A 23,164-nucleotide genomic window follows, 5' to 3' on the forward strand; every position below is an offset into this window, starting at 1 on the left:
ATGGATTTCCGTGCATTGATGAAGCGGGCTAAAGAAACGACCGTCAACAAGAACGGGCGGTTCAACCGCAAGAAACGCTATGGCAAGTCCATCGGCTATCATGCGCCGGCCATGTTGATCGCCATCGTGAAGCAAAAAGCACCCCAAGAAGGGGGTGCGCTTTACGAGGTGGATACCTTTAAATTTCGTGCCAGCCAGTATAACCACGTAAACGATACGTATATCAAAAAGACACGTGATGAACGTACGACCTTTGTTGCCGGGCAGCTTGTCCAACGGGATCTGTACAGTGCATTCCTCCTGAAAAACAGCCAACCGACACGCAACGAGACTGACCGCACAAAATGTAGCGCGACGTTTGCGACCTTCATGGCGCACCACGACACCTGCATCCAGACGCTCTGCCAATCAACCGGACGCCAGTCCTGCAATTTCGGACTGCGAGATTTTCAATTAGCTTAACAAATGTAAAGAGCAACCAAAAGGTTCAGCTGTGAGCCTTCAACGCGAATGGTGCCATCGGGCGCCTTGTTGAGAAAGTCTAAGGGCTTTTGGGAATAGAACGGAAATAGAAAAACGACATCTCCACTTTTTTGGAAATATCGCCAGTACGGTCCGTGACGTCCCAACAGCCATTGGAACCCCCTGGATTTATCCATGGGGAGCAGTCAGCATTGCAAAAAGAGGAATCCCCTACCTTCCTGTTGCCGTAACAGAAATCTTCACGAATCTCCTTGACTTGAAGTCCAGTTTAACCTGTATACTGGTTTTATATGCGGAAAAGCTAATCGGATAATCCGGGCGCAGCCTTTTGTAACCGCAATCAATAACCTTTTTTAAAGGAGAATAATATGAAAAAACCAAACATGATGTTACTGATCTTCAGTTTGATGAGTTTTGTCCTTGCCATGACGGCTTTTGTCTTCAGCGGCATTTTGGACAAAGTGGCTGTTTCGCTGGACATCTCGGTGGCCCAGTCCGGTCTGTTGAACACGATGTATTCTTATGGGGCTGCATTTGGAGTGCCGATTACTTTGATCCTGTTCAGGAAGGTCGAACGCAGCAAGATGCTGAAATTGATGCTGTTTGCGACTATTTTGACGACCTTCGCGCTCATCTATGCCCAAAATTTTGTGCAACTGCTCATCGTCCGGCTGCTGATGGGGATTTCCGCCAACAGTTATGGTGTGCTGGCCATTTCAACGATTTTGGCGCTCTCGCCCAAGGATCGGCAAGGGCGTTCCTTGGCTTTCTATATCATGGGGAGTTCCTTGGCGCTTGTCATCGGCATCCCGTTGACGCGCGCCTTGTCCGCAGTCCTGGATTGGCGCAGCATTTTTTGGATACTGAATGCCATGATGCTGTTGTCTCTCGTTTATTTCCTGAAGTATTTGCCGAAAGCGGATCATGAAGCCACCAAACTGGATCTGAAAAATGAGCTGCAGTTCTTTAAGGACGGGAAAACGTTGCTGCTGCTTGCCTATACGTTGATGATGTTCATGGGATACAACGCCTTCTACACCTATGCGACACCGTACTTGCTGTTGCTTTTCCCTTCCATCGAGCCGCTGATGAGCCTGATACTGGTTGCGCTTGGCCTTGCCAGTTTCACGGGCAACCTGCTCGGCGGCCATGTATCGGATGCCATCGGATACGCCAAGTCAATGATGCTCGGGGCGGTGCTCCAAACGGCAGCGATGCTATTGATCCTTGTTGTCCAACCGTCGAAATGGTTAAGCGTGCTCTTCATTATCATATGGCTGATGAGTGCCTGGTTCACCGGCCTGCAGCTCAACACCGGCATCGCCCAAGTGACCGATAACAAATCCAGTTTTATGCTCAGCATCAACGGTTCCTTGATCCAATTGGGCGGTGCGTTCGGCGCCAGCTTGGCTGCCGTCGTCATCAACCTCAGCGGTATCCAAAGCATCGTCTTCGTCACCTTGCTGACCAGTCTAGCACTCATCCTGATCCAAGTGGTTTCGATGAGGAAATATCCTTAAACTCAGATCGACTATCACCACTAGAGGGCGCTTTGGAATCTTTGCGGATATTTAAAAAAGGTGAGATCCCGTATTGGGACCTCACCTTTTGCTTATTGAATTTTTTCTAAAATCAATTGCGCACAGTCAATTTGGTTGGGAATATTGCCCGCTTCATCTTTGACGCGCCAAATGTCGGGGGTGATTTCATCCACGACGTACATTTTTCCGTCATTGTCATAACCAATTTCAATTTTGAAATCGATTAAGGTTAAGTTCATTTCGGCTAAAGCCTCTCTAAGAACTGCGCCGACTTTCGTTAAGATATCGAGCGCTTCATCGTATTGCCCAGGCTTTAAAATGCCTTTCATTTGGCACAAGCGGTCGGTAATCAATGGATCGCCTTGTTCATCGTCTTTCAAGGTCACTTCCAAATATGGTGGGTCAAAAGGCAAGCCTTCCGGCAAGGTAAAACGGCGACACATGCTGCCAGCCGTGAAATAGCGTAAAACAAATTCCAGATTCGGTACCGTCAGTTGGCGAACTTTCATGACACCTTTTTCGATATCCGCATCCAGGTAGTGCGTAGGAATACCATTTTTTTCCATCAATTCAAAAAAGTATTTGGAAACAGTCAAGCCAATTTTCCCTTTGCCGGCAACACTGCCGCCAACTGTGTTGGAGCCTGGATCGAAGACGCCATCTTCGCCGGTTGCGCTATCTTTAAACAATAAGTAGACTTCCTTATTCGCTTCATCCAATAAGACTGTTTTTGTTTTGCCGTCGTACAATTCTTTCATGTTTTCCCGCCTTCTCTGAAATATCCAATGTTTTCAAAAATGATACCATTGGATATTATTGTTGTCGAGGTTTTTTCCGGATTTTAATACAAAAATTCTGAATAAAGTTCATATTCAGTTATAAATAAGTTTAAAAGTCGACCAAAAAACAAACTTGTGTATCTTTTCGTTCGGATTTCATTCGAAGTATGTTTTGTGCAGGAAGTACTGCGGAAACCGGTAGATGAACACAAAAAGAAAGCAAATGAAAGCTATCATTTGCGTTCCTATGTCATTTTATTTAAATTTAACAGCGGTCCCATATGCAATCACTTCGGCTGCGCCTTGCATGATTGCAGAGGAAGCATATCGAATGTTTACCACTGCATCCGCTCCTAGTGTGGTCGCTTCGTCAACCATCCGCTTTGTCGCTATGGCCCTGGCTTCATTCATCATTTCGTTGTAGGCTTTGAGCTCTCCGCCGATCAGCGTTTTAAGCCCTTGTGAAATATCGCGTCCTAAGTTTTTTGACTGAATCGTACTCCCCTTAACCAGTCCCAACATTTCCAATTCTTTTCCGCTTATGTAATCAGTATTGACTAAGATCATCGTCATCATCCTCCTTGATTTCATTGACTCTTTCTATTAACAAGTACACCATCAGCACAATCAATCCGCTGGGGACAACGATCAGTAGTATTTTCATCAGCAAAGGGATGTCCCCAGACTCAGCAAATCCCAGCCACATGTAGAACATAAAATAGGAAATGACCAAAACTGTAATCACTATTGGGGCAATCATTTTTTTCGTTTGTTTTTTCAATAGCATTACCCACTTTCTGCATCCTCGAGAAATTATTTAAAGCCTCTATACAGTATACCTCACCCAAAGCGAACATATCCAACATATACCGTTTCTGTTAAAGAGTGTCGACAGTAGTGTCTTTCATTCTGCATGCCTACCTCTCATTCCCCCTTTTTCAGACATCCGATTATGCCAAATAGTCTCTATCCACCCCTATTCGGTTCGATCAGATACGAACCGGACGAGACCGCAAAAGCTATTTCAGCGCCGTTCTCGAAATATTGAGCGGCATCTTCATCCCCTTAGTTTGTTTTGAAAAAATTATACGAACAAGAAAAAGGCAGGAACTTCCCGCACCCGGGTGAGTTCCTGCCTTTTTGCTTTCGTTCTTTCGCCTGCTCCGCTTAGGTCTCTTTAAATCAATAAAAGCTTGGTTTCGCGTAGTCCGTACCCGGTTCGCCCACGCCCAAACTCTCGCGATGATAATCTGCTTTGCCCGTCAGTAAATCCGTCACAAATTGGGATACCGCTTGTCGCGTTACTTGTGCTTCAGTGAATGGTTCCCCTTTGCGTGTAACATGAACAGCAGTATTCCCCGCTTGGTTGTACAGCCAGGTGATACGCAAAATCACATAGTCCAGGTCGCTGGCTTCAACGAGGTCAGCGGCTGTGCGTAATTTGGACTGCCAAATTTTGCCCATACCGGCACGATACCATTTCTGAAAATTACCAGTCACTTCTTCGTACAAATCAGGAACACTGGCGAGGATGAACCGCTTGACTCCGGCTTCCTCCATTATTTTAAGTAGCGACTTAATAATAGGATCCTCAGCAACAAAGTTGAGATAAACGGCATCGACATCGCTTAAGTTAGCTTTAATCGTCGCCGTATCCTCAAAAGTTCCATCGACTAATTTCACACGTGAATTGGCACTGGAAGCTAGCCGGGATGTCACATTGCGCCCATACAAAGTTAAATCAAAATCAGTTTGCTCCAATAAATTTGCCGTCACCATTCTGCCGATTTCGCCGGCAGCACCTAAAATCATGATACGCATTATTTTGTTCCTCCTCATATAATTACAGGTTGCTGTTCGTTTTTAAGATCAGAGTAATCAATCTCCCACATTTTTTCTGCATTTTCTCCAGTTAATGCTCCGCTTAGTGCCTTTGCAAGATGGTCATCATACGTATCGATTTTGTATTTCAGCATTCGGCTTACTCTAATTAATTCCTCAACTTTTTCATTGATTTTCTCAAATTGGTCGCTGAGAATTGCTTTTTGTTCGGATGAAACATCTCGTTCTGCACCCATTTGGGCTAATTGGGAAAATTCGATAAGGGATTCCATTGAGAGCCCGGCCGCTCGTAAATTTTTGGCAGAAAAATCCAGTTCATATCTCCAGTCTGATAGTTCCGATAGCCGTTTTTATCCCTCTCTACCGGTGGAATTGCCCCCACTCGTTCATAATATCTGAGGGTATCGATCGATAGGTTAAAGATTTCTGCTACTTGCTTGCTGTTCATTTAAACCTCACCCCGTCTTACTGTCGTTCTCAAATATGCAAATGAACACTATTGACTTGCGTTCTCTCATTCTTTTACAGATTCTGGTCAAACAGCCAGCCCATTATTGCTTCATCTTCGGTGATCCTTTCAGAATCGGAACGACCAAGGCTGATCAGTCATTCATTTATTTCTGCCAGCCAATCCAAAATTTCTTGTTGGCTGCTTTCGATGTTGTTTCGGGAAACCGATAAAGCATCCGTCACCACAGTCGCCTCAGGAATCTCGTCTTGGATGGTTCTTACCGTGTTAGCCAGGCCGCTTCCGCCATGAACGGTATAAGGGATAACGGTTTTGCCGGTAAAATCATGGCTTTCCAGAAATTGCTGGACCATCGGCGGAAGTGTTGCCATCCAAATCGGATAGCCCAAATAGATCGTGTCGTAATTGTCAAAGTTTTCTACTAGTTGAGCCAGTTCGCGATCAGGTGCATCATCAGAGCTGACTTCATCGATGATTTGCCCTACATCATCGGGATATGCTTCCGCCGGCTCAATCAAAAAGGAATCTGCTTCGAGTTCTTCACTGATCCAGATCGAGGCCTGCTCCACTAGTCCAAGATATTCGCCATCATTTTGCAAAACGCTGGCACCCGTTACCACGTCCAAATCTGTCCCTACCGGATAAGAAAAGTACGCAACCAGTGTCCTTCCCGAGCCGCCATTTAAGGATGCGGTTGAATCACTGGCATTTCCGCTTTCGCTTGTGGCGTCCGCTTCATTTGTTGCTTGATTCGATCCATTGTCACTGCTGCAGGCTGCTAAAGCAAAGAGTGATGCTGTACCGATCAATAATCTAACGAATTTTTTCATCCTCTCACCCCTTCATGATTTCATTCCTATCCTTACATCCAAACATCTAGGATTCCTTTCACTGTACAGTATTGTGTGCACTCCATAGCAAGAAATATATATAAAATAAGGAAAAAACTTGCTATGGTCTTAACTCCACGGTTTACAATAGGTTTATCAATACAATCAAGAATGCATGCAAATCTTGATTCCTGATTACACTTATTAATGATAGGGGAGAATGATTATGACAACACACGCTATTCAAGGCATTTCCGAACAAATTTGGGCAGCCAAGCAAGCAAATGATATGACCGCAGTTGCAGGGTTCATCGCTGATAACGCACGCTTTGTTCATATGGGCATCACTTTCGACAAGACTGGGGAACTGGAAGTGTTTAACGAGAAAATCTTCCTCTTCAAAGCGGTGGATGTTGCAGAAGAATACGTTGAGGACTACGGCAGCACCGCCATCCTTTTCAAAAAAATGATCCTGACAGCTGTGATCGGGGGAAATGAAGTCCAGAATCCTTTCGTCCTCTCGGAAGTCTTCACAAAGACTGAAGCGGGCTGGAAATTGGCTGCCGAAACCTATACCCGGATAGCAAGTGATTTCGAAGCTTACAAAATGTGACGAGCTCGGATCGACAAGCGGTATTATGACTAATGGAGGCGATGATGATGAAGAGCGTGACGAAAATGAGTGTCGGTTTTCTGGCTGTGGTTCTATTGTTGGGCATGCTTTATTTCTGGCTGAGCGACCCGGGCCAAGAGAGCCCCGCAAACAGCGAGGGTCAAGCGAGCAGGATCCAGTCCACGGACGTTCCGAGCGCTTACTTCGAAAGGCCGAGTGAAACCGGTCGAGTCGTTGAGGTTCAGTATGCCAGCCTGGATTACACACAGGATAACCCTCCCGAAATCACCAAGACTGCTTATGTTTATCTGCCGGCTGGCTATGATGAGGCCGATGCTGAAAAGCGGTACAATATCCTCTACCTCATGCATGGTTGGCGCATGACTGCGGGTGATTTCTTCAACTATTCCGATTTGGTCACCATCTTGGATAACATGCATGCAAATGGCGATATCGAGCCAACGATTGTGGTTACGCCAACCTTTGATGCTGAAAACCGGTCACAGGATTTCCGTCGTTCGGAAGATGAAATCCGTCATTTCCACCAGGATTTCAGGAACAATCTCGTTCCCTATATCGAGAGCAACTATCCTACCTATGCAGAGGGAATATCCGAAGAGGCTTTCCGGAATTCACGTGCGCACCGTGCTTTTGCGGGCTTTTCCGGCGGCTCGGTGACGACGTGGTCCCAGTTCATCCATAACCTTGATTACATCAGATACTTTGGTCCGATGAGTGGCGACAGCTGGGAAGTCGAAGTATACGGCGGCCGCGATAATTCAGTCAGGACGGTGGATGTACTGGAAAACGCCGTTCGGGAAAGCAATCTCGAATCCGATGATTATTACATTTATGCAGCCACCGGTACCGAAGACTTCGCGAACGATCTGATCACGACGCAGGTTGAGGAAATGCGCACACGGCCAAGTTTTACTCCTGATAACTTGACCATGGCCATCAATGACGGCGGCGTCCATGACCTCGTGTCCGTTCAGGAATACCTTTACAATATGCTGCCGCGTTTTTTTGGAAAATAGCAGAAGATTAACTGAATAAGGAGGAAACCATGCAATATAGGACTTTAAATAACGATATCCGTATTCCTAGCCTTGGGACAGGGACTTATCGGATCAGTCCAACCGATTTTTACCGAATTGGCGCAAATCTCCCAACTCGATAAAGGCAAACGCTTCTTCAATTTGCCAAAATGGATGCACCGTCTGTTTTTGTTGGCACGCGTGAATTACGATAAGCAAGCCTAAGAAGTTTCCGAAAAATAAATCTTTTCTCTTGCTATGGATTCAACTCCACGCTTTATAATAAAAGTATAAAACAAAGAAAGAGGGATACACATGGAATATACAACACTTAATAATGGAATCAAGATGCCTATGGTTGGTTTTGGCGTTTTCCAAATTCCGGATCCAGCAGTTTGTCAGGAAGTCGTCGAAGAAGCTATCAAAACAGGTTACCGCCTTATTGATACAGCGCAAGCCTATGGTAACGAAGAAGCAGTAGGCAAAGCCATCAAAGCGTCAGGCGTGCCCCGCGAGGAACTCTTCATCACAACAAAACTTTGGATCTCAGACATGAGTTACGAAGGCGCCAAAAAAGCTTTTGCTGAATCCCTTGCAAAACTTGATCTGGACTATGTTGACCTCTACCTTCTTCACCAACCTGTAGGGGATACTTTTGGCGCATGGCGTGCGCTGGAAGAACTTTATAACGAAGGCAAAATCAAAGCTATCGGTGTGTCTAATTTCAAGAACGACCAATTAGCTAACTTGTCACTTTTCAACAAAGTAACGCCAGCTGTGAACCAAGTTGAGTTGCATGTCTTCCACCAAAAGCAAGCTGACCAAGACTACATGGCATCTAAAGGTATCCAAATTGAGAGCTGGGGTGCTTTTGCTGAAGGCAAATTTGACGTCTTCACCAACCCGGTTTTGAAAGAGATCGCTGACAAATACGCCAAATCAACTGCGCAAGTCATGCTTAGATGGCAATTACAGCGTGGTGTCGTTTCGCTTTCCAAATCAGCAAATCCGGAACGCGTGCGCCAAAACTTCGACATCTTTGATTTCGAACTAAGCGCAGATGATATGGCAAAAATTGCTGCAATCAACACAGATACCACCGTATACGCTGACCACCACGATGCGCAAACAATTGAAAACTTAGCTGGTTATATCGGAAAATCATATTAATTTGGAATAAAGTCATCAACTTAGTGAAAAGGGGCGAGAGATCTCGCCTCTTTTTTTATTGCCTATCCCCTCGGCAACTCGTTCACAGTGCATCTGCCCGACAAGGTGGGAGCCTGAGCGCAAAAATATAAGGACAATTAACGAAAGAAGCCCGAATGGGAAGCTGTGGCTGCAGCTTCCCTTTCGGGCTTCTTTATGTTCCTTATCATCTCGTCGAGATTTCCGACAGAGGTGATCTGTTGATGGCGGCCAACAGTTTTTGCACTTTTGCTGTTGGCTTTGGGGAGTGCAGCAGTCCAAACGGAATTGTGTGCTTCCATGAAACAGGTATGACTTTTACCAACGGGTGAATATTGTCCCATTTTCCGATTGCCATCAGCAGCTCATCTGAAGAGGCGCATCGATTGAATATTTCTATGTCATAAAAGGAGAAGTCTTTTATCGTGATGTGCGGATGATGGTTCCACAGATCATCCCTAAGTTTGTCGACATAAGTATTCCATCCTTTTCGGATAATCATCAGGTTTTCTCCATATAGATCGCTGATTTCAAGGCTGTCCTTCTTGGCTAAAGGATGATAGATCGATAATGCGACACAAATGGGTTCTCTTGAGAGTTCCACTGTTGAACATTTTCGACTTTGCAAAAAATTTTCATCAAACACACCAGCAACAATATCAATGTTTTCTCCCAAATTTCGTAAAATTTCACGAGCATTCTCCGGCGTGTTTTCAAAAGATACCAACTGAAATTTGAAGTTCGGCTCAGAAAGCCTTAGCATTGACCATATCTCCGCAATGGACTGGGAGGAGGTCATGACCGATGTTCCTATCCTTATGGTACAGTCATTCCCGTCCTCAGCATTTTCGGCCCTGGATATGGAATCTTTGGCGTATTGAATAAGACAAAGGGAGTCTCTGTACATCGATTACCCGGCAGCAGTCAAGGTCATGCCTCTGGGCGTTCGGTTGAACAAGGTTAGTCCGATTTTGCTCTCCAGATGATTGATCTGTTTGCTTACTGCCGTTGGGGAAATGAACAATTTTTCGGATGCTTTTGAAAAGCTGCCTGTTTCCGCAACGACAAGAAAAGTATCGAGTTGTGGATTATACATACTAGTCCTTGCCTCCCTGCATTCAAATCTGTCCCTATCATGATCAGGCTATATAGCCTTGATTATACCAATTTTGCTTATCGAAATACAAAAAAGAAAGGAGCGCTTTTCAGCTTCTTGCCTTTTTTTTTCTGCCTCTCAACAACACCTCTGCATAATGCCCGATATAGATGAACAACCCCATGATTGCAACGTAGTCCAGAAAAAACAGCATCAGTGGCTCTTCAAAGTCAAAGTATACGAATTGGCTCTGCAATAGCATATAGGTCCCGATTTCCCGGAAAATAAAGGCGTAGACACCGTATGCAACGAATACTGCCGTCAGACTGCGAAGAAGCTTTGCAGAAACCGAAGATTCTTTCTTCTTGCGTCTGCGCATCATCCCCATCATTCTGTTCCAGTGAAAGCCGAGATGCACACTCATAAGAACAAACCCCCAATAAGCGCACAGCAGATGGATGGTTCTCGCCAGCTGTCTTCCGCCGTTGATGGGCAGAAAGGAAAAAACATGTCGGGAAAGCACAATGCCACTGACCATGAGCCCGACCGTACACAGAAGCATTGCGGAAACAAGCGCTGTCTGTGCGAGCCTGTATGCATTGTATCTTCCCCGGAACAAACTTTTACTCCAATTGCTATTGAGGATATGGTGCCAAATGAACAAAATGAACATCCCTACCCCGATCCATTCATGAATAACTTGCCCCACTAGCCCATAGCTCATCAAGAGCAGCAAGCCGATCGGCATAGCGCTATCGATTGTCATTTTTTTGATATTAATCGGCTTCATTGGACCGCCTCCTTCATTACACTTATTCTTTGGCGATCTGCGGAAAATGATAAATGTTGGCTATAGCCAAAAATCAGTCTCCGCGGTTTGCGGATAGGCTAATATGCTAAGCCTTCAGCCCAGGAAATCACTTCCTCCTCGCTGTCTACCACATCATTTCGAGAAAGTACCAGGGCATCATCCCATATCAGAGCGCCGGGCTGTATTTCGGAAATCGTTTCGATTGTATCGGATGAACCGCTGCCGCCATGGGTGATGAACGGAACGATCGTCTTTGAACCGAAGTCATACTCCTCCAAAAAGCTGTATACAGGCATCGGCATGTCTCCCCACCAATTCGGGAATCCCAACAGAATCACTTCATACTGATCGAAGTTTTCCAGATGGGAGGCAAGTTCCGGACGGGCATTATTATCCTGTTCGTCTGCGGCCTGATCCACCAGCGGATCATGATCGAGCGGATAGCTGGCGGTGGTTTCGATGCGGAAGAGCTCTCCGCCGATGGTCTGCTGGATCAAATCGGCAACATATTCCGTATTCCCCATCTTCTCGCCGTCATTCAGCACAACGCTGGCTCCCGCCACCGCATCCACACCTTGCGTATCTACATCTTCCGGTACGGAGAAATAAGCGATCAGTATGTCAGCTGAGCTGTCGATGGATGAAAGGCTTTCGCCGGAAGAATTGGCCGCGGAAGTGTTGGCTGTTGTATCTGTGTCTTCTCTACCGCAAGCGCTGAGATGGACGGCCAACAAAAGGGCCGCTGTGATTGCAAATAGTTTTTTCATTGATGTCACTCCTCCATGTGTTTTTCCCAAAAAGTTACAGCATCGTCGATCCATCCTTCTGCCGAAGTCCCGATTCCCAGTCCGAAACCATGCCCGAGATCAGGATACTTTTGGAATGCTGTATCGATGCCGAGTGCGCTTAAGTTGTCGATGCGCTGCTCCATAGTGCGCCAGCTGGCTATACCGTCGCTTTCCCCCACGCAGGCATAGGTGGGTGGGTCGTTCTGCGTATAATCCGTGTGGCCTGTATACTGCATCACAACGGTTCCGGGTCGGGGCAGATCGTCATCTCCGAAGGCTGCAGGACCATACGATCCCAGATAGGCTGCCATCCGCGCCCCTGCCGATCCGCCCCAAAGGGAGTAGCCGTCAGTGTTCACTCGCAATTCAGTTGCGTGGGTGAAGATGAAGGAAATCGCCCTCGCCAAATCCTCGCAGGCAACATCTGCTCCACCGGTGCGGTACTGCAAGGCAAATGCATTATAGCCTCTGCGGCTCAGTTCCAATGCGTGTGGAAAACTCTCATGGATGGAGCCGACATAGGAAAAGCCTCCCCCTGCGCTGATGACCGCAAAAGGCGCATCCGTTTCTCCCCGGAAGAAAAACAACCCCGTATTTTCTTTTGTCGGGTCAGCCTCCTTTTCTTCATCACTGTAAATCTCATAGAAGATGGTATCTCCGTCCCTTACCATCCTCAGCATCTCGTTGATGACATCCAGGGTCGTATCCGTGTCGATATGGTTATGATAAGGCAACAAGGAGCCGATGGCGCTTAGCTGCATGCTGCTGTCCGGCATTCCGCGCTCTGTCGGAAAAAGAAAGCGGCCAAACTCGTCAAACTCGGGTAAGTTGATGATATCGACGACACGGGACTGTGCAGCTACAGTTGGTAGTTCGTCTTCTGCCTCAGCGGAACGCGTCGTGGTGCCAAAGCGCCCACTCCCCTGCGATGGGGTATCCTCCTGAGGATCCATGTTTGCAGAACAGCCCGAAAAGAAAATGATCATAAGTGAAAGAAGCATCAAAAGTTTTTTTCTTCGCATGACCTGACCCCCGGTGATTTTTAATAACTTTCATTATAAAAAAATCAAGGCTTCAGAAGAAGTCTCGATTCGTTATGCAGCATGAACCCAAAGGTTACTGCTTGTTATCCTGTTCAAATGGCAGCGGCACTCAAGTTAGTTTTTAAGATTTCTCTCAATAAAAGGTGGGTTTAGGGAAGAGCTCTGTTCCGGGTTCATAGACCCCAAGGCTTTCCTTGTCATAAGATATTTTTCCGGTTAACAGATCTGCAATCAGCCTAGCCACGGCTTCACGGGTCACCTGAGCTCCTTTAAATGGAGTGCCTTTCAAGCTCAACGCGTAGGCTTCATTCTTCGGTTGATTGTACAACCAAGTTAATCTCAGCAAAATGTAATCAAGATTGGATTCTTCAACAACTTTCGCTGAGTCTTTTTGTGCTTGCATGCGAGGACTAGTGCCGATCATTGCATGATTCCACTCGCCGAACTTGCCCACTACTTCATCATAAATCCCTAAAATGGATGCTCCTATGAAACGTTTGATTCCTACTTCTTGCATAGCTTCCACAATGATTTTTACAGCTTCTGTATTTCCCATATCATTCAGATAAACTGCATCGATATCTTTCATGGCAAGGATCAATTTTTCTTTTTCGAGAAAATCACCAGAAATAACATTCACACGATGGTCTTGTCTTGTAATGCACTGTTCGCCATGGCGTGCATAAAGAACTAGATTTATATCTGTCTCTTCTAAAAGTAAATCGGTTAATTTTACAGCGATTTGACCTGCTGCTCCTAAAATTAGAATTTTCATAAAGAGTTTCCTTCTTTCTTTGGATTTTGCACTACTGATCCGCTACCCACTCAGCTAATTCATTCTGGGAGGAAACAACAGCTTCATCTTCCACGGTAAAGCTCTCTTCAATCATGCTGTTTGGCAATATTTCTTGCATCCGCTGAAGCGAATTTCCTTCTCCGTATCCCGCATTAGATGAAAATGGGTAAATGGTTTTCCCGTCGATCAACTCCCCGTTGGTTCCCAAAAAACTGATGATCGGGTTCGATAGCGTCATTGCCCATGTTTGATACCCAAGAAAAATCCGATCGTACTGACTAAAATCAGGTATTTCCGTGTTGATTTCGGGGAAGTTGCCGCTATCCCTTTCTGCATTTGCCCGTTCGACAGTTTCTTCATAATCTTCCGGATACGGTTCGGAGAGCGTCAGTTCCAAAACATCGGCATTCGTCTCGTTATAGATCATTTTGACCAGATTCTCCGTGTTTCCGCTTCTTGAGAAATAAATGATGATCGCATCAGCATCTTCCGTCAGTATGCGCATAGGTTCTTCCGTGCTGTTTGTATCCTGACCGTCTGACTGCGCGCCTCTCCCGTATTGTCCGGTGCCGATTATTTCAACCGATGATGAGGAAGTGGATTGTTCTATCGAGCTTTGACTTTCTTCAGACTTGTTCGCTTGATTCATGCTGTTCTCCGCTCCATTTCCAGTACATCCCGCCAGTAAAAATCCACTAGCCAAAGCAATGTGAAGTATTCTTTTCAATGCCATTCCTTCTTCCTTATTGAACTTGTTTCGTAGGACGGATAATCACTTCATTCCAAGCGGAATCAGCTGGTACGTTAATCACCTGTTGAATCACTGAAGCCACACGCTCAACCGGAATCCCGAAATTTTCGTAAAATTCTTCATAATTTTTTCTCAAGTTGGCATCTGTCATTGAAGACAATAACTCCGTATTTATTGCACCGGGAGAAATAACCGAGACACGGATATTTGATCCGTCTTTAGCGACCTCTTCCCTCAAAGATTCACTGATTGCGCGAACTGCCCATTTGGTTGCTGAATATACTGCTCCTCCTGCATGCGCATAATGTCCAGCAACGGATGAAATGTTGATGATATGGCCGGATTTTTTGGCATTCATGTACGGGAGGACTGCTCCAATCCCATAAAGCGTTCCTTTGAGGTTAATATCTATCATATTGTCCCAATCCGAAATGCGTTTGTCTTTTAATGGTGAATGGGCCATAATCCCTGCACTGTTGATCAAAATATCAACTTTCCCAAAATTCTCGATGGCTACTTTGATTAATTCTTCTACATCTGAATGGTTTCTGACATCTGTCACTTGATACAAGGCTTCGCCACCATTTGATTTGATTTCTTCTGCCAACTCTTTCAGACGTTCTTCTCGTCTGGCCGCCAAAACAACGATGAGACCATTTTCCGCTAATAATTTTGCTGTTGCTTCACCAATCCCGCTCGAAGCTCCTGCAATAACGGCTACTTTTTTTTCAGTCATAACCTCTTCCTCCTTTTCAATACGATTATAGTTTACACCTTGAAGTCGACTCCACAGCAAGCCAAAAATAAATTTCAGTCGGGTGTATGTCCTGAGCTTCGAGTTCGTGGCGAGATTCCCCGCCAAAATGGTTTTTGCGGGGAATCTCGTGTTGTCCGGGGGCGTTTTTCCCCGCCAAGGCAGTTTTGGCGGGTTTTCTGACTGTCCTTTGAACTGACTTTCCCCGCCGACGCCCTGTTGGCGGGGAAAGCCCAAGCATAAATGCCATTCCGCACGCAAAAGAGGCCGCCTCGTTTCACAATGAAACGAAGCGGCCTCTTCTTTGTATTGTTCACTATCAGATTGCCTTCAATCCAGCATATCCTTATAGATCTCCCGCAGGATCTCCAGCTGGTCATCCGACCAAGTGCCGCGCTGGCGTTGGTCGCGGAAGCGGCGGCTTTCGGTCTCCAAGGCTTTTTTGGAACGTTTGATGTCCTTGTAGAGTTCCATGGCGGAGATGCGCTGGGCGCCTTTCGAAAAGACGAGCTGCTGTTCGGCCAAGTCGCTGGTGGCGACATAGACTTCGGTCAGCACGTTGCGCAGTTTTTTGACGACGCCTTCGATGTAGGTGTCGGCGGTCTCCCCTTGTGCGGTAAAGATGACCTTCACCCGGTATTTAGAATACTCTTTCGTGATGCCGGGAACGAACTGGGCATCAAAAACGCACCAGACTTCGTTGCCTTCATAATTTTGATAATCGGACAGCGCCTGCAGCAGTTGATCCCTGGCCTCTTCGATTAGGTCCTGGTTCTTCAGCTTCACCAGTTCCGGCCAGGCGCCGATCATATTGTAGCCGTCCACTATCAGGATTTCTTTCTTCAACAGGATCTTCACCTCGCTTTTTCTGGTACGCAGATGCTACGAATCGGATCAAACGTGGCGTTTGCGGAAAACTTCGTACATCATCAGTCCGGCTGCAACGCCGGCATTCAGGCTCTGCACATGGCCGACCATCGGGATGGTCAACAGGCCATCAGCGGATTCCTTCAACAGGCGGGAAATGCCTTTACCTTCGTTGCCGATGATCATCGCCAACGGCAACGTTGTGTCCCACTGGCGGTAATCCTGCCCGGACATGTCGGTGGCGTAGATCCAGACACCGCGTTCCTTCAGTTCTTCGATGGTGCGGTGCAAGTTCGTGACGCGCACGACCGGTACGTGCTCGATGGCGCCTGTCGATGCTTTGGCGACGGTCGCCGTCAAACCGACTGCGCGGCGCTTGGGAATGATGACTCCATGGGCACCGCAAGCATCTGCGGTACGTAGCACGGACCCCAGATTATGCGGATCCTCGACACCATCCAGGATGATGAAGAAAGGATCTTCGTTCTTGGCGGCAGCCGCTTCGAACAGATCATCGAGTACGGCATACTGGAAAGCAGCCGTAGCGGCGATGACGCCCTGGTGTACGGCGTTATCGGACAACGTGTCGAGCTTGCTTTTCGGTACCGCTTGGATCTGGATCTTGCGGTCCTTCGCCAGCTTGATGATGTCGCCCAATTTTTCTCCGCCCAGTCCATCCTGGATGAACAGTTTGTTGACATCGCGATCGGAGCGCAGCAATTCCAATACCGGGTGGCGTCCCATCACGAAGTCTTCGTTTTCGGGTGTTTCTTTTTCTGCGTCATCGCGTCGTCTTGGTTTTGGTTCCGGTCTGCCCTTTTTCGGTGCATTGCGGCTGTCCTTGAACGCGCGGTTCGGTTTATTTTTCATAATTGTTTTCCTCGACTTCTTGGATACACCAACGGATCAACTCTTCAAGCCGAACTTTTTGCCCGGAAAGATGCAGATAGCCCATCAGCGACTCGAAGCCGGTCGCGATGCGGTAGGTCGTTACGTCCGCATTTTTGGCGATCGTATGGCTCTTGCTGTTGCGGCCGCGACGGTACATATCCATTTCTGCTTCGCTCAGGAAGCCTTCTTTTTCAAGCATCACATGCATCAGTTTCGCTTGGGCCTTGGCCGAAACGAAAAAAGTCGCGCGCCGGTGAAGCTGGTTGGGTTTGGTGTGTCCTTTTTCTAGTAAATGCGTTCTGATATAAGTCTCATAAGCGGCATCGCCGACATAGGCCAAGGCAAGACCGTTCAATAAGCTCCAATTCTGTTCTGTCACTATGCTCTTCTCCATCTGGTGCCTTGGGCGGTGTCATCCAGAATGATGCCCTGATCCTTCAGGTAATCGCGGATTTCATCACTGCGGGCGAAATTTTTGTCTGTTCGGGCTTGTGTCCGTTCATCAATCAAAGTCTGGATGTCGTCATCCAGCAGTGCTTCTTCACCGAGTACGACGCCGAAGACGCCGACCATTGCCTTGTACAAAGCCAATGCTGCAGTGATGACTGCTTCAGAAACGGCTTCGCCTTCCGCGTAGATGTTCAATTCCTTGGCGAACTGGTAAACGATAGACATGGCGTTATCCGCTTGGAAATCGTCATCCATTTCGGCAACGAACTGTGCCTGCAGATTCTGGAACAAAGCCAATTGCTCGGCATCATCGGGCAGTGCCGCAACGGCATCTTGGAGGCGGTAGTGGGCATTCTGATAGGCGATTTTTACTTTTTCCAGATTGATTTTGGCTTCTTCGATGGCTTTTTCGCTGTATTTTACCGGACGGCGGTAATGCGCAGTTCCGAGGAAGAAACGCAGCACCTGCGGATCGACTCCCTTCAGGATATCATGCACCGTCACGAAGTTCCCGAGCGACTTGCTCATCTTCTCGGCTGTTTCACCGATTGTGACGAAGCCGTTGTGCATCCAGTAGTTCGCGAAAGTTTTGCCGGTTTTGGCTTCGCTCTGAGCGATTTCGTTTTCGTGATGCGGGAAAGTCAGGTCATGGCCGCCACCGTGGATATCGATGGTGTCGCCCAAGTATTTGGTCGCCATCACCGAGCATTCGATGTGCCAGCCCGGGCGTCCCGAGCCCCAAGGTGATTCCCAGGAGACTTCATCCGGCTTCGCTGCTTTCCAAAGTGCGAAATCAAGCTGATCTTCCTTTTTCACGTTCTCTTCCGCATCCAGGCGTTCGCTGGCGCCGACGATCAGGTCCTTGATCGATTGATCGCTCAATTTGCCGTAGTCCTTGAACTTACCGGTACGGTAATAGACGTCGCCGTCAGCTTCATAGGCATAGCCTTTATCGATCAGATCGCCGATGAAGGCGATGATGTCCGGGATATTTTCCATCACGCGCGGATTCAGCGTCGCTTTTTCGACGTGCAGAGCCGCGGTATCTTCATAGAAGGCCGCGATGAACTTTTCGGCGACTTCTTTCGCGGAAATGCCCAACTCTTTGGCGGCACGGATGATCTTGTCGTCCACGTCGGTGAAGTTGGAGACGAAATTCACGTCATAGCCGCGGTATTCCAAGTAGCGGCGGACGGTATCGAAAGCCACTGTGCTGCGGGCATTGCCGATATGGATGTAGTTGTAGACGGTCGGACCACAGACGTACATGCCCACCTTATTCTTTTGGATCGGTTGGAACTCTTCTTTTTCGCGCGTCAGGGTATTGTAGATTTTTAACATTGCGCACTCCTTTCCAGCTTCGAAAAAAGGGCTGACGCCCTTTTTCGTTTGCTAATCATTCGGTCATTTTTTCCTCATTCCGTTTATGGTAACGGACGATTTTTGCCGGGATACCGACAGCTGTGACATCAGGCGGAATTTCGCTGACGACCACAGCCGATGCCCCGATTTTGGCATTGTCGCCGATTTTGATCGGCCCCAATACTTGCACATGGGCAGACAACAGCACATTATTCCCGATCGTGGGATGGCGTTTGCCGGTATCTTTCCCGGTGCCGCCCAGCGTCACGCCATGGTAAATCATGACATCATCGCCGACTTCGGCGGTTTCCCCGATGACGATCCCCATACCATGGTCAATGAACAGACGATGCCCGATCGTTGCCCCCGGATGGATTTCGATACCGGTTAATAAACGCCCCAGATGCGAAAGCACCCGACTGAAGGTATACCATTTTCGCTTATAAAAAAAATGAGCGATATCATATATTAGGATGGCATGTAACCCCGGGTACGTCAGAACGACTTCCAACGTACTCCTTGCAGCCGGATCATGATCTTTTATGGTTTGAATTGTTTCGCGTAATCTATTCAAGTCATTTCATGCTCCTTTTTGGATTATCCATCCATTATATAGAATCAGCTCATTTTTACTATCCTTTTTTTGTCCGTTCTATAGCTTTTCCAATACGCTGTTCAGGTGAGCCAAGCTCTTGTCTCTGCCCAGCACTTCGATGGTCTTGCCGATTTCAGGTCCGTGCATTTGGCCGCTGACGGCGACACGGATGGCCATGTATAGGTTCTTGCCTTTGATCTTGGTTTCTTTTTGGACTGCTTTGATGGCACCCAGAATTTCAGCTTCTTCGAAAGGCTCGATGGCAAGCAATTGTTCTTTGAATGCGGCAAGCACGACCGGCGCTGTTTCGGCAGCCAGGATTTCCTGCGCTTCTGCGTCCAGGCTGAGTTCATCAGCGAAGAACATTTCCGATAGGTTAACGATTTCCGCGGCATAGCTCATTTGCTCATGGTACAAACCGATCAGCTTTTTCGCGTACTCACTGTCGGCTTCACTCGGATTTTCCGGCAATTTTCCGGCAGCCACCAAGTGCGGCGCGGCTAACGTTACGATTGTGTCCAAATCGGCACTCTTCATGTATTGGTTGTTGATCCATTCCAGTTTCTTCTGGTCGAAAGCGGCAGGCGATTTGCTCAAACGTGCCGGATCGAACATCTTGATCAGCTCGTCTTTCGAGAAGATTTCGTCTTCCCCGACCGGTGACCAACCCAGCAGCGTAATGAAGTTGAACATCGCTTCCGGCAGGTAGCCCAAGTCTTTGTATTGTTCGATGAACTGCAGGATCGTTTCATCGCGTTTGCTCAATTTTTTGCCGGTTTCGCTATTGATGATCAACGTCATGTGTCCGAAAGTAGGTATTTTCCACTCGAACGCTTCATAAATCATCATTTGTTTCGGTGTATTGGCGATATGGTCATCCCCGCGCAGAACGTGGGTGATTTCCATCATGTGATCATCCACGGCAACCGCGAAGTTATAGGTCGGGAAACCGTCGCGTTTGCGGATGATGTAGTCCCCGCCGACGCTGCTGGCTTCGAATGTGATCGGTCCTTTGACGATATCATCGAATGTATAAGTGTTTTCGATCGGCACACGGAAACGGATGACTGGAGTAATGCCTTGCGCTTCTTTTTCAGCTTGTTGGGAAGGCGTCAGGTTTGCGCATTTACCGCCGTAATGCGGCATTTCGCCGCGTGCTCTTTGGTGTTCGCGTTCCGACTCCAATTCATCCTCGGTGCAATAGCACTTGTAGGCACGGTTGGAAAGCAACAATTGATCGATCAATGGATCGTAGATATGCTGTCTTTCGGATTGACGGTACGGTCCGAATTTGCCTGGTTTGTCCGGACCTTCGTCCCAGTCCATCCCTAACCATTTCAAGTTTTGCAGTTGGCTTTCTTCGCCGTGTTCAAGGTTACGTTTTTGGTCCGTGTCTTCGATACGGATAATGAACTCGCCGTCGTTGTGGCGAGCAAACAGGTAGTTGAACAATGCGGTACGAGCGTTTCCGATATGCAAGTTACCGGTCGGGCTTGGTGCATAACGTACGCGGATTTTCTTTGTCATATGAAGTATCCCCTTTTCTGTGAAGCTGTTTATTTCGTACTTGTTTATTTATTTGATGCCTTTTTGTGAATGCGCAGGCTTCGCAAAGATCATGCGGCCGGCAGCTGTCTGGAGGGCGCTTGTGACGACGACTTCGATCGTTTCGTTCATGTAGTGCTGTCCCTCTTCGACGACGATCATCGTGCCGTCATCCAGGTAGGCCACCCCTTGATTGCGTTCCGTTCCGACTTTGATGACGGTGACGACCATGTATTCGCCAGGTATGACGACCGGCTTCACAGCATTTGCCAAAGCATTGATGTTCAGCACCGGCACATTCTGGAATTCGCAGACTTTGTTCAGGTTATAGTCATTCGTGATGACGATGCCGTCGATCAGTTTCGCCAAACGGATCAGCTTGCTGTCGACTTCAGGAATCTCTTCGAATTCACCGTCATAGCTCTCCACGATGATGTCTTCTTCTTTTTGAAGTTTGTTCAGGATATCCAATCCCCTTCTGCCCCTTACACGCTTGAGGCTATCGGAAGAATCCGCGATATACTGGAGTTCGCGCAATACGAAGTTGGGAATGACGATGACTCCTTCCAGGAAGCCGGTTTTGGCGATGTCGTAGATGCGGCCGTCGATGATGACGCTCGTATCCAAAATCTTGTATTTTCGGAATGTGTCATCCGCTTTGCGGTCAAGCATCTGTGTTTCTTCCTGCTTTTTCGGTTTCGGTGCGAACAGTTTACGGAATTCTTCAATCCGGGTAGTCCCCACGCGGAAGCCGAAGTAAGCCAAGATCAAGGACAAAATAGCCGGCAGCACATCGTTGATGACCGGTATCCTCAGTGATGTCAACGGGATTCCGATCAACCAAGCCAATACAAGCCCGATGATCGTTCCGATCGAACCGAACAACATGTAGCTGACCGATAAGGTACTGAAATAATTTTCTATCTTTTGGATGATGTCCAAAATCAATTTCATCAATAAGAATGACAATAAATAAAATATAAGTGCTCCAACCCCAAAATTAACAAAAACATTATTGAAAAGATTGTTTTGTATGCCCGCTAATTCCCACAGGTAAGGCAGTGCTGTGATACCAGCGCTGCCGCCCACCATCAGGAAGACGGCCGTAATGATTTTCCGTTTCAAAGGCTTCCCTCTCTTTCCTTCTGTCATCAATTTTTATTCGGAAATACTTTGCGCAGCGTTTCTTGAAGCGTTGCGACAGGAATGATCTGGATCCCTTGCGGGTGCTTCCAGCCAGCCATATTGTTCTTCGGCAGATACACCTTCGTGAAGCCCAATTTTTCAGCTTCGTTGACGCGTTGCTCGATCCGGCTCACCCGTCGGATTTCCCCGGTCAGGCCGATTTCACCGATAAAACACTCGGTCGCGGAAGTCTCACTATCCCAATAACTTGAGGCGATGCTGACGGCTACTGCCAGGTCGATGGCCGGCTCATCCAGCTTCACGCCACCTGTCGATTTGAAGTAGGCATCCTGGTTCTGCAGCAGCAAGCCTGCCCGCTTTTCCAGCACGGCCATGATCAGCGAAACCCGGTTGTAGTCCAAGCCGCTTGCAGTCCGGCGGGCATTCCCGAAGACTGTCGGCGTAATCAGACACTGGATTTCGGCCAAAATCGGACGCGTGCCCTCGAGTGAGGCAACGACTGCTGAACCGGATGCTCCGGCAAGCCGTTCTTCCAGGAACAGCTCAGAAGGGTTCCGCACCTCACGCAGACCGCCCTCGATCATTTCGAAAACGCCGATTTCGTCGGTCGATCCGAAGCGATTTTTGACGGCGCGCAAGATCCGGAAAGCATGATGCCGATCGCCTTCAAAATACAGCACCGTATCCACCATGTGCTCCAGCATCCGTGGACCGGCAATCGCGCCTTCCTTCGTCACATGCCCGACGATGAAGATCGCGATGTCGTTGCTCTTCGCGATCCGCATGAATTCAGCCGTGCATTCGCGCACTTGCGACACGCTGCCGGCCGTGCTCGTGTTGTCCGGATGGATCATCGTCTGGATCGAGTCGACGATGACGAATTCCGGCTTGATCCGCTCGATCGTGTTTCGGATCGCGTCGATATCGGTTTCCGGGTAGATGTAGAAGTCGGTGCCCTTGACCCCTAGCCGTTCCGCCCGCAACTTGATCTGACTCGCGCTTTCCTCTCCGGAGATGTACAGAACGCGGTGACCGCCTTGATTGATCTGCGCAGAAACCTGCAGCAGCAAGGTGGACTTGCCGATTCCCGGGTCGCCCCCGATCAGAATCAACGAACCGGGCACGATGCCGCCGCCCAGCACATGGTTGACTTCTTCCATCTGCGTTTTGACACGCGGCAGGTTTTCGGTCTTGATGTCCTGGATGGCGATCGCTTCAGGTACGTTCCCGCTGAAATTGGAACGTTGCTGTTGCTTCACGGCTTTCGTCGCTTCCTTTTCTTCCTCCATTTGGTTCCAAGTGTTGCAGTTCGGGCAACGTCCCAGCCATTTCGGCGACTCGTATCCGCAAGCCTGACAAACGTATTTCACTGCATTTTTCTTTGCCAAATGAATCTCTCCTTCAAGTATGAATCAACTTATCTTATTTTATCACAAAAAGCCTGCTCTACGTATAACAATACGCAAATACCCGCTGATTTGGCTTTT

26 protein-coding genes and 1 pseudogene are annotated in these 23,164 nt (G+C 47.8%); 5 read left to right on the forward strand and 22 right to left on the reverse strand.

Annotated elements, in window-relative coordinates; translation table 11 throughout:
- Positions 1-462: hypothetical protein (locus TES5_RS15355; protein ID WP_068561408.1), on the forward strand; the 462-nt coding region annotated here is incomplete at its 5' end.
- A 389-nt stretch (positions 463-851) separates the two neighbouring features.
- Positions 852-2,003, forward strand: coding sequence for an MFS transporter (locus TES5_RS08305; RefSeq protein WP_068561409.1), 1,152 nt, complete (start codon positions 852-854; stop codon positions 2,001-2,003).
- Positions 2,004-2,095: 92 nt separating this feature from the next.
- On the opposite strand, the gene TES5_RS08310 is transcribed toward TES5_RS08305, so the two are convergent.
- The 6 genes and pseudogenes from TES5_RS08310 to TES5_RS08335 form a co-directional block, all read right to left on the reverse strand.
- Positions 2,096-2,782, reverse strand: coding sequence for a phosphoribosylaminoimidazolesuccinocarboxamide synthase (locus TES5_RS08310; protein ID WP_068561410.1), 687 nt, complete (start codon positions 2,780-2,782; stop codon positions 2,096-2,098).
- Positions 2,783-3,058: 276 nt separating this feature from the next.
- Complete coding sequence (locus TES5_RS08315) at positions 3,059-3,370, reverse strand: YbjQ family protein (protein WP_068561411.1); 312 nt, start codon at positions 3,368-3,370, stop codon at positions 3,059-3,061.
- Positions 3,351-3,584 carry a hypothetical protein gene (locus TES5_RS08320; RefSeq protein ID WP_143148208.1) on the reverse strand — a complete coding sequence of 78 codons (234 nt, stop codon included), beginning with the start codon at positions 3,582-3,584 and terminating at the stop codon, positions 3,351-3,353. The genes TES5_RS08315 and TES5_RS08320 overlap by 20 nt, the downstream gene beginning before the upstream one ends.
- Positions 3,585-3,985: 401 nt before the next feature.
- A complete protein-coding gene (locus TES5_RS08325) occupies positions 3,986-4,624 on the reverse strand; it encodes an NAD(P)H-binding protein (protein WP_068561413.1) in 639 nt (212 codons plus the stop codon).
- A 14-nt stretch (positions 4,625-4,638) separates the two neighbouring features.
- Positions 4,639-5,093 (reverse strand): annotated as a pseudogene (locus tag TES5_RS08330) (MerR family transcriptional regulator).
- A 158-nt stretch (positions 5,094-5,251) separates the two neighbouring features.
- Complete coding sequence (locus TES5_RS08335; RefSeq protein WP_068561414.1) at positions 5,252-5,944, reverse strand: flavodoxin; 693 nt, start codon at positions 5,942-5,944, stop codon at positions 5,252-5,254.
- Positions 5,945-6,170: 226 nt separating this feature from the next.
- On the opposite strand from TES5_RS08335, the gene TES5_RS08340 reads away from it, so the two are divergent.
- The 3 genes from TES5_RS08340 to TES5_RS08350 all read left to right on the forward strand — a co-directional run bounded on the left by TES5_RS08340 (position 6,171) and on the right by TES5_RS08350 (position 8,764).
- The gene (locus tag TES5_RS08340) at positions 6,171-6,557 is read left to right on the forward strand and encodes a nuclear transport factor 2 family protein (protein WP_068561415.1); all 387 of its coding nucleotides are present in this window, start codon (positions 6,171-6,173) and stop codon (positions 6,555-6,557) included.
- Positions 6,558-6,601: 44 nt separating this feature from the next.
- Positions 6,602-7,594: an alpha/beta hydrolase gene (locus TES5_RS08345; protein ID WP_198143317.1), complete on the forward strand. Its 993-nt coding sequence runs from the start codon at positions 6,602-6,604 to the stop codon at positions 7,592-7,594.
- 315 nt (positions 7,595-7,909) lie between these two features.
- Positions 7,910-8,764, forward strand: coding sequence for an aldo/keto reductase (locus tag TES5_RS08350; RefSeq protein WP_068561416.1), 855 nt, complete (start codon positions 7,910-7,912; stop codon positions 8,762-8,764).
- A gap of 205 nt (positions 8,765-8,969) precedes the next feature.
- On the opposite strand, the gene TES5_RS08355 is transcribed toward TES5_RS08350, so the two are convergent.
- From TES5_RS08355 to radA, 16 genes are all read right to left on the reverse strand, one after another.
- Positions 8,970-9,689, reverse strand: coding sequence for a LysR substrate-binding domain-containing protein (locus tag TES5_RS08355; RefSeq protein WP_198143318.1), 720 nt, complete (start codon positions 9,687-9,689; stop codon positions 8,970-8,972).
- Between the two features lie 3 nt (positions 9,690-9,692).
- Positions 9,693-9,878, reverse strand: coding sequence for a LysR family transcriptional regulator (locus TES5_RS15360; protein ID WP_198143319.1), 186 nt, complete (start codon positions 9,876-9,878; stop codon positions 9,693-9,695).
- Positions 9,879-9,987: 109 nt separating this feature from the next.
- Positions 9,988-10,668, reverse strand: coding sequence for a DUF4405 domain-containing protein (locus TES5_RS08360; RefSeq protein ID WP_068561417.1), 681 nt, complete (start codon positions 10,666-10,668; stop codon positions 9,988-9,990).
- 98 nt (positions 10,669-10,766) lie between these two features.
- On the reverse strand, positions 10,767-11,456 hold the full coding sequence (locus TES5_RS08365; protein ID WP_068561418.1) for a flavodoxin: 690 nt from the start codon (positions 11,454-11,456) through the stop codon (positions 10,767-10,769).
- Positions 11,457-11,461: 5 nt separating this feature from the next.
- Positions 11,462-12,499: an alpha/beta hydrolase gene (locus tag TES5_RS08370; protein WP_068561419.1), complete on the reverse strand. Its 1,038-nt coding sequence runs from the start codon at positions 12,497-12,499 to the stop codon at positions 11,462-11,464.
- A 154-nt stretch (positions 12,500-12,653) separates the two neighbouring features.
- Positions 12,654-13,295, reverse strand: coding sequence for an NAD(P)H-binding protein (locus TES5_RS08375; protein WP_068561420.1), 642 nt, complete (start codon positions 13,293-13,295; stop codon positions 12,654-12,656).
- A gap of 31 nt (positions 13,296-13,326) precedes the next feature.
- Positions 13,327-14,043, reverse strand: coding sequence for a flavodoxin (locus tag TES5_RS08380; protein ID WP_232309333.1), 717 nt, complete (start codon positions 14,041-14,043; stop codon positions 13,327-13,329).
- Between the two features lie 16 nt (positions 14,044-14,059).
- Entirely contained in the window at positions 14,060-14,803 is a 744-nt protein-coding gene (locus TES5_RS08385) for an SDR family oxidoreductase (protein WP_068561421.1), read from the reverse strand.
- Between the two features lie 348 nt (positions 14,804-15,151).
- The gene (locus TES5_RS08390) at positions 15,152-15,667 is read right to left on the reverse strand and encodes an NYN domain-containing protein (RefSeq protein ID WP_068561492.1); all 516 of its coding nucleotides are present in this window, start codon (positions 15,665-15,667) and stop codon (positions 15,152-15,154) included.
- A 48-nt stretch (positions 15,668-15,715) separates the two neighbouring features.
- Positions 15,716-16,432 carry a 23S rRNA (guanosine(2251)-2'-O)-methyltransferase RlmB gene (gene rlmB / locus TES5_RS08395; protein ID WP_068561493.1) on the reverse strand — a complete coding sequence of 239 codons (717 nt, stop codon included), beginning with the start codon at positions 16,430-16,432 and terminating at the stop codon, positions 15,716-15,718.
- Between the two features lie 115 nt (positions 16,433-16,547).
- Complete coding sequence (locus TES5_RS08400; RefSeq protein WP_068561422.1) at positions 16,548-16,973, reverse strand: Mini-ribonuclease 3; 426 nt, start codon at positions 16,971-16,973, stop codon at positions 16,548-16,550.
- Positions 16,958-18,370 carry a cysteine--tRNA ligase gene (gene cysS, locus TES5_RS08405; protein ID WP_068561423.1) on the reverse strand — a complete coding sequence of 471 codons (1,413 nt, stop codon included), beginning with the start codon at positions 18,368-18,370 and terminating at the stop codon, positions 16,958-16,960. The genes TES5_RS08400 and cysS overlap by 16 nt, the downstream gene beginning before the upstream one ends.
- A 55-nt stretch (positions 18,371-18,425) precedes the next feature.
- Positions 18,426-18,965: a serine O-acetyltransferase EpsC gene (gene epsC / locus TES5_RS08410; protein WP_068561424.1), complete on the reverse strand. Its 540-nt coding sequence runs from the start codon at positions 18,963-18,965 to the stop codon at positions 18,426-18,428.
- 78 nt (positions 18,966-19,043) lie between these two features.
- Positions 19,044-20,513 carry a glutamate--tRNA ligase gene (gltX, locus tag TES5_RS08415; RefSeq protein WP_068561425.1) on the reverse strand — a complete coding sequence of 490 codons (1,470 nt, stop codon included), beginning with the start codon at positions 20,511-20,513 and terminating at the stop codon, positions 19,044-19,046.
- 48 nt (positions 20,514-20,561) lie between these two features.
- Positions 20,562-21,656, reverse strand: coding sequence for a PIN/TRAM domain-containing protein (locus tag TES5_RS08420; protein WP_068561426.1), 1,095 nt, complete (start codon positions 21,654-21,656; stop codon positions 20,562-20,564).
- Between the two features lie 26 nt (positions 21,657-21,682).
- A complete protein-coding gene (gene radA, locus TES5_RS08425; protein WP_068561427.1) occupies positions 21,683-23,065 on the reverse strand; it encodes a DNA repair protein RadA in 1,383 nt (460 codons plus the stop codon).
- Positions 23,066-23,164: the final 99 nt, after the last annotated feature.

It is taken from the genome of Trichococcus sp. ES5 (genome assembly GCF_900067165.1).
GTDB classification, from domain to species: Bacteria; Bacillota; Bacilli; order Lactobacillales; family Aerococcaceae; genus Trichococcus; species Trichococcus flocculiformis.

Coding starts and splice junctions, on each gene's coding strand:
- TES5_RS08305 (WP_068561409.1), top strand. CDS start 852: ATGAAAAAACCAAACATGATGTTACTGATCTTCAGTTTGATGAGTTTT.
- TES5_RS08350 (WP_068561416.1), top strand. CDS start 7,910: ATGGAATATACAACACTTAATAATGGAATCAAGATGCCTATGGTTGGT.
- gltX (WP_068561425.1), bottom strand. CDS start 20,513: ATGACAAAGAAAATCCGCGTACGTTATGCACCAAGCCCGACCGGTAAC.
- TES5_RS08360 (WP_068561417.1), bottom strand. CDS start 10,668: ATGAAGCCGATTAATATCAAAAAAATGACAATCGATAGCGCTATGCCG.
- TES5_RS15360 (WP_198143319.1), bottom strand. CDS start 9,878: ATGTATAATCCACAACTCGATACTTTTCTTGTCGTTGCGGAAACAGGC.
- TES5_RS08310 (WP_068561410.1), bottom strand. CDS start 2,782: ATGAAAGAATTGTACGACGGCAAAACAAAAACAGTCTTATTGGATGAA.
- TES5_RS08325 (WP_068561413.1), bottom strand. CDS start 4,624: ATGCGTATCATGATTTTAGGTGCTGCCGGCGAAATCGGCAGAATGGTG.
- TES5_RS08375 (WP_068561420.1), bottom strand. CDS start 13,295: ATGAAAATTCTAATTTTAGGAGCAGCAGGTCAAATCGCTGTAAAATTA.
- rlmB (WP_068561493.1), bottom strand. CDS start 16,432: ATGGGACGCCACCCGGTATTGGAATTGCTGCGCTCCGATCGCGATGTC.
- TES5_RS08365 (WP_068561418.1), bottom strand. CDS start 11,456: ATGAAAAAACTATTTGCAATCACAGCGGCCCTTTTGTTGGCCGTCCAT.
- TES5_RS08385 (WP_068561421.1), bottom strand. CDS start 14,803: ATGACTGAAAAAAAAGTAGCCGTTATTGCAGGAGCTTCGAGCGGGATT.
- TES5_RS08315 (WP_068561411.1), bottom strand. CDS start 3,370: ATGATCTTAGTCAATACTGATTACATAAGCGGAAAAGAATTGGAAATG.
- TES5_RS08335 (WP_068561414.1), bottom strand. CDS start 5,944: ATGAAAAAATTCGTTAGATTATTGATCGGTACAGCATCACTCTTTGCT.
- TES5_RS08370 (WP_068561419.1), bottom strand. CDS start 12,499: ATGCGAAGAAAAAAACTTTTGATGCTTCTTTCACTTATGATCATTTTC.
- TES5_RS08355 (WP_198143318.1), bottom strand. CDS start 9,689: ATGTACAGAGACTCCCTTTGTCTTATTCAATACGCCAAAGATTCCATA.
- TES5_RS08340 (WP_068561415.1), top strand. CDS start 6,171: ATGACAACACACGCTATTCAAGGCATTTCCGAACAAATTTGGGCAGCC.
- TES5_RS08400 (WP_068561422.1), bottom strand. CDS start 16,973: ATGGAGAAGAGCATAGTGACAGAACAGAATTGGAGCTTATTGAACGGT.
- cysS (WP_068561423.1), bottom strand. CDS start 18,370: ATGTTAAAAATCTACAATACCCTGACGCGCGAAAAAGAAGAGTTCCAA.
- TES5_RS08345 (WP_198143317.1), top strand. CDS start 6,602: ATGATGAAGAGCGTGACGAAAATGAGTGTCGGTTTTCTGGCTGTGGTT.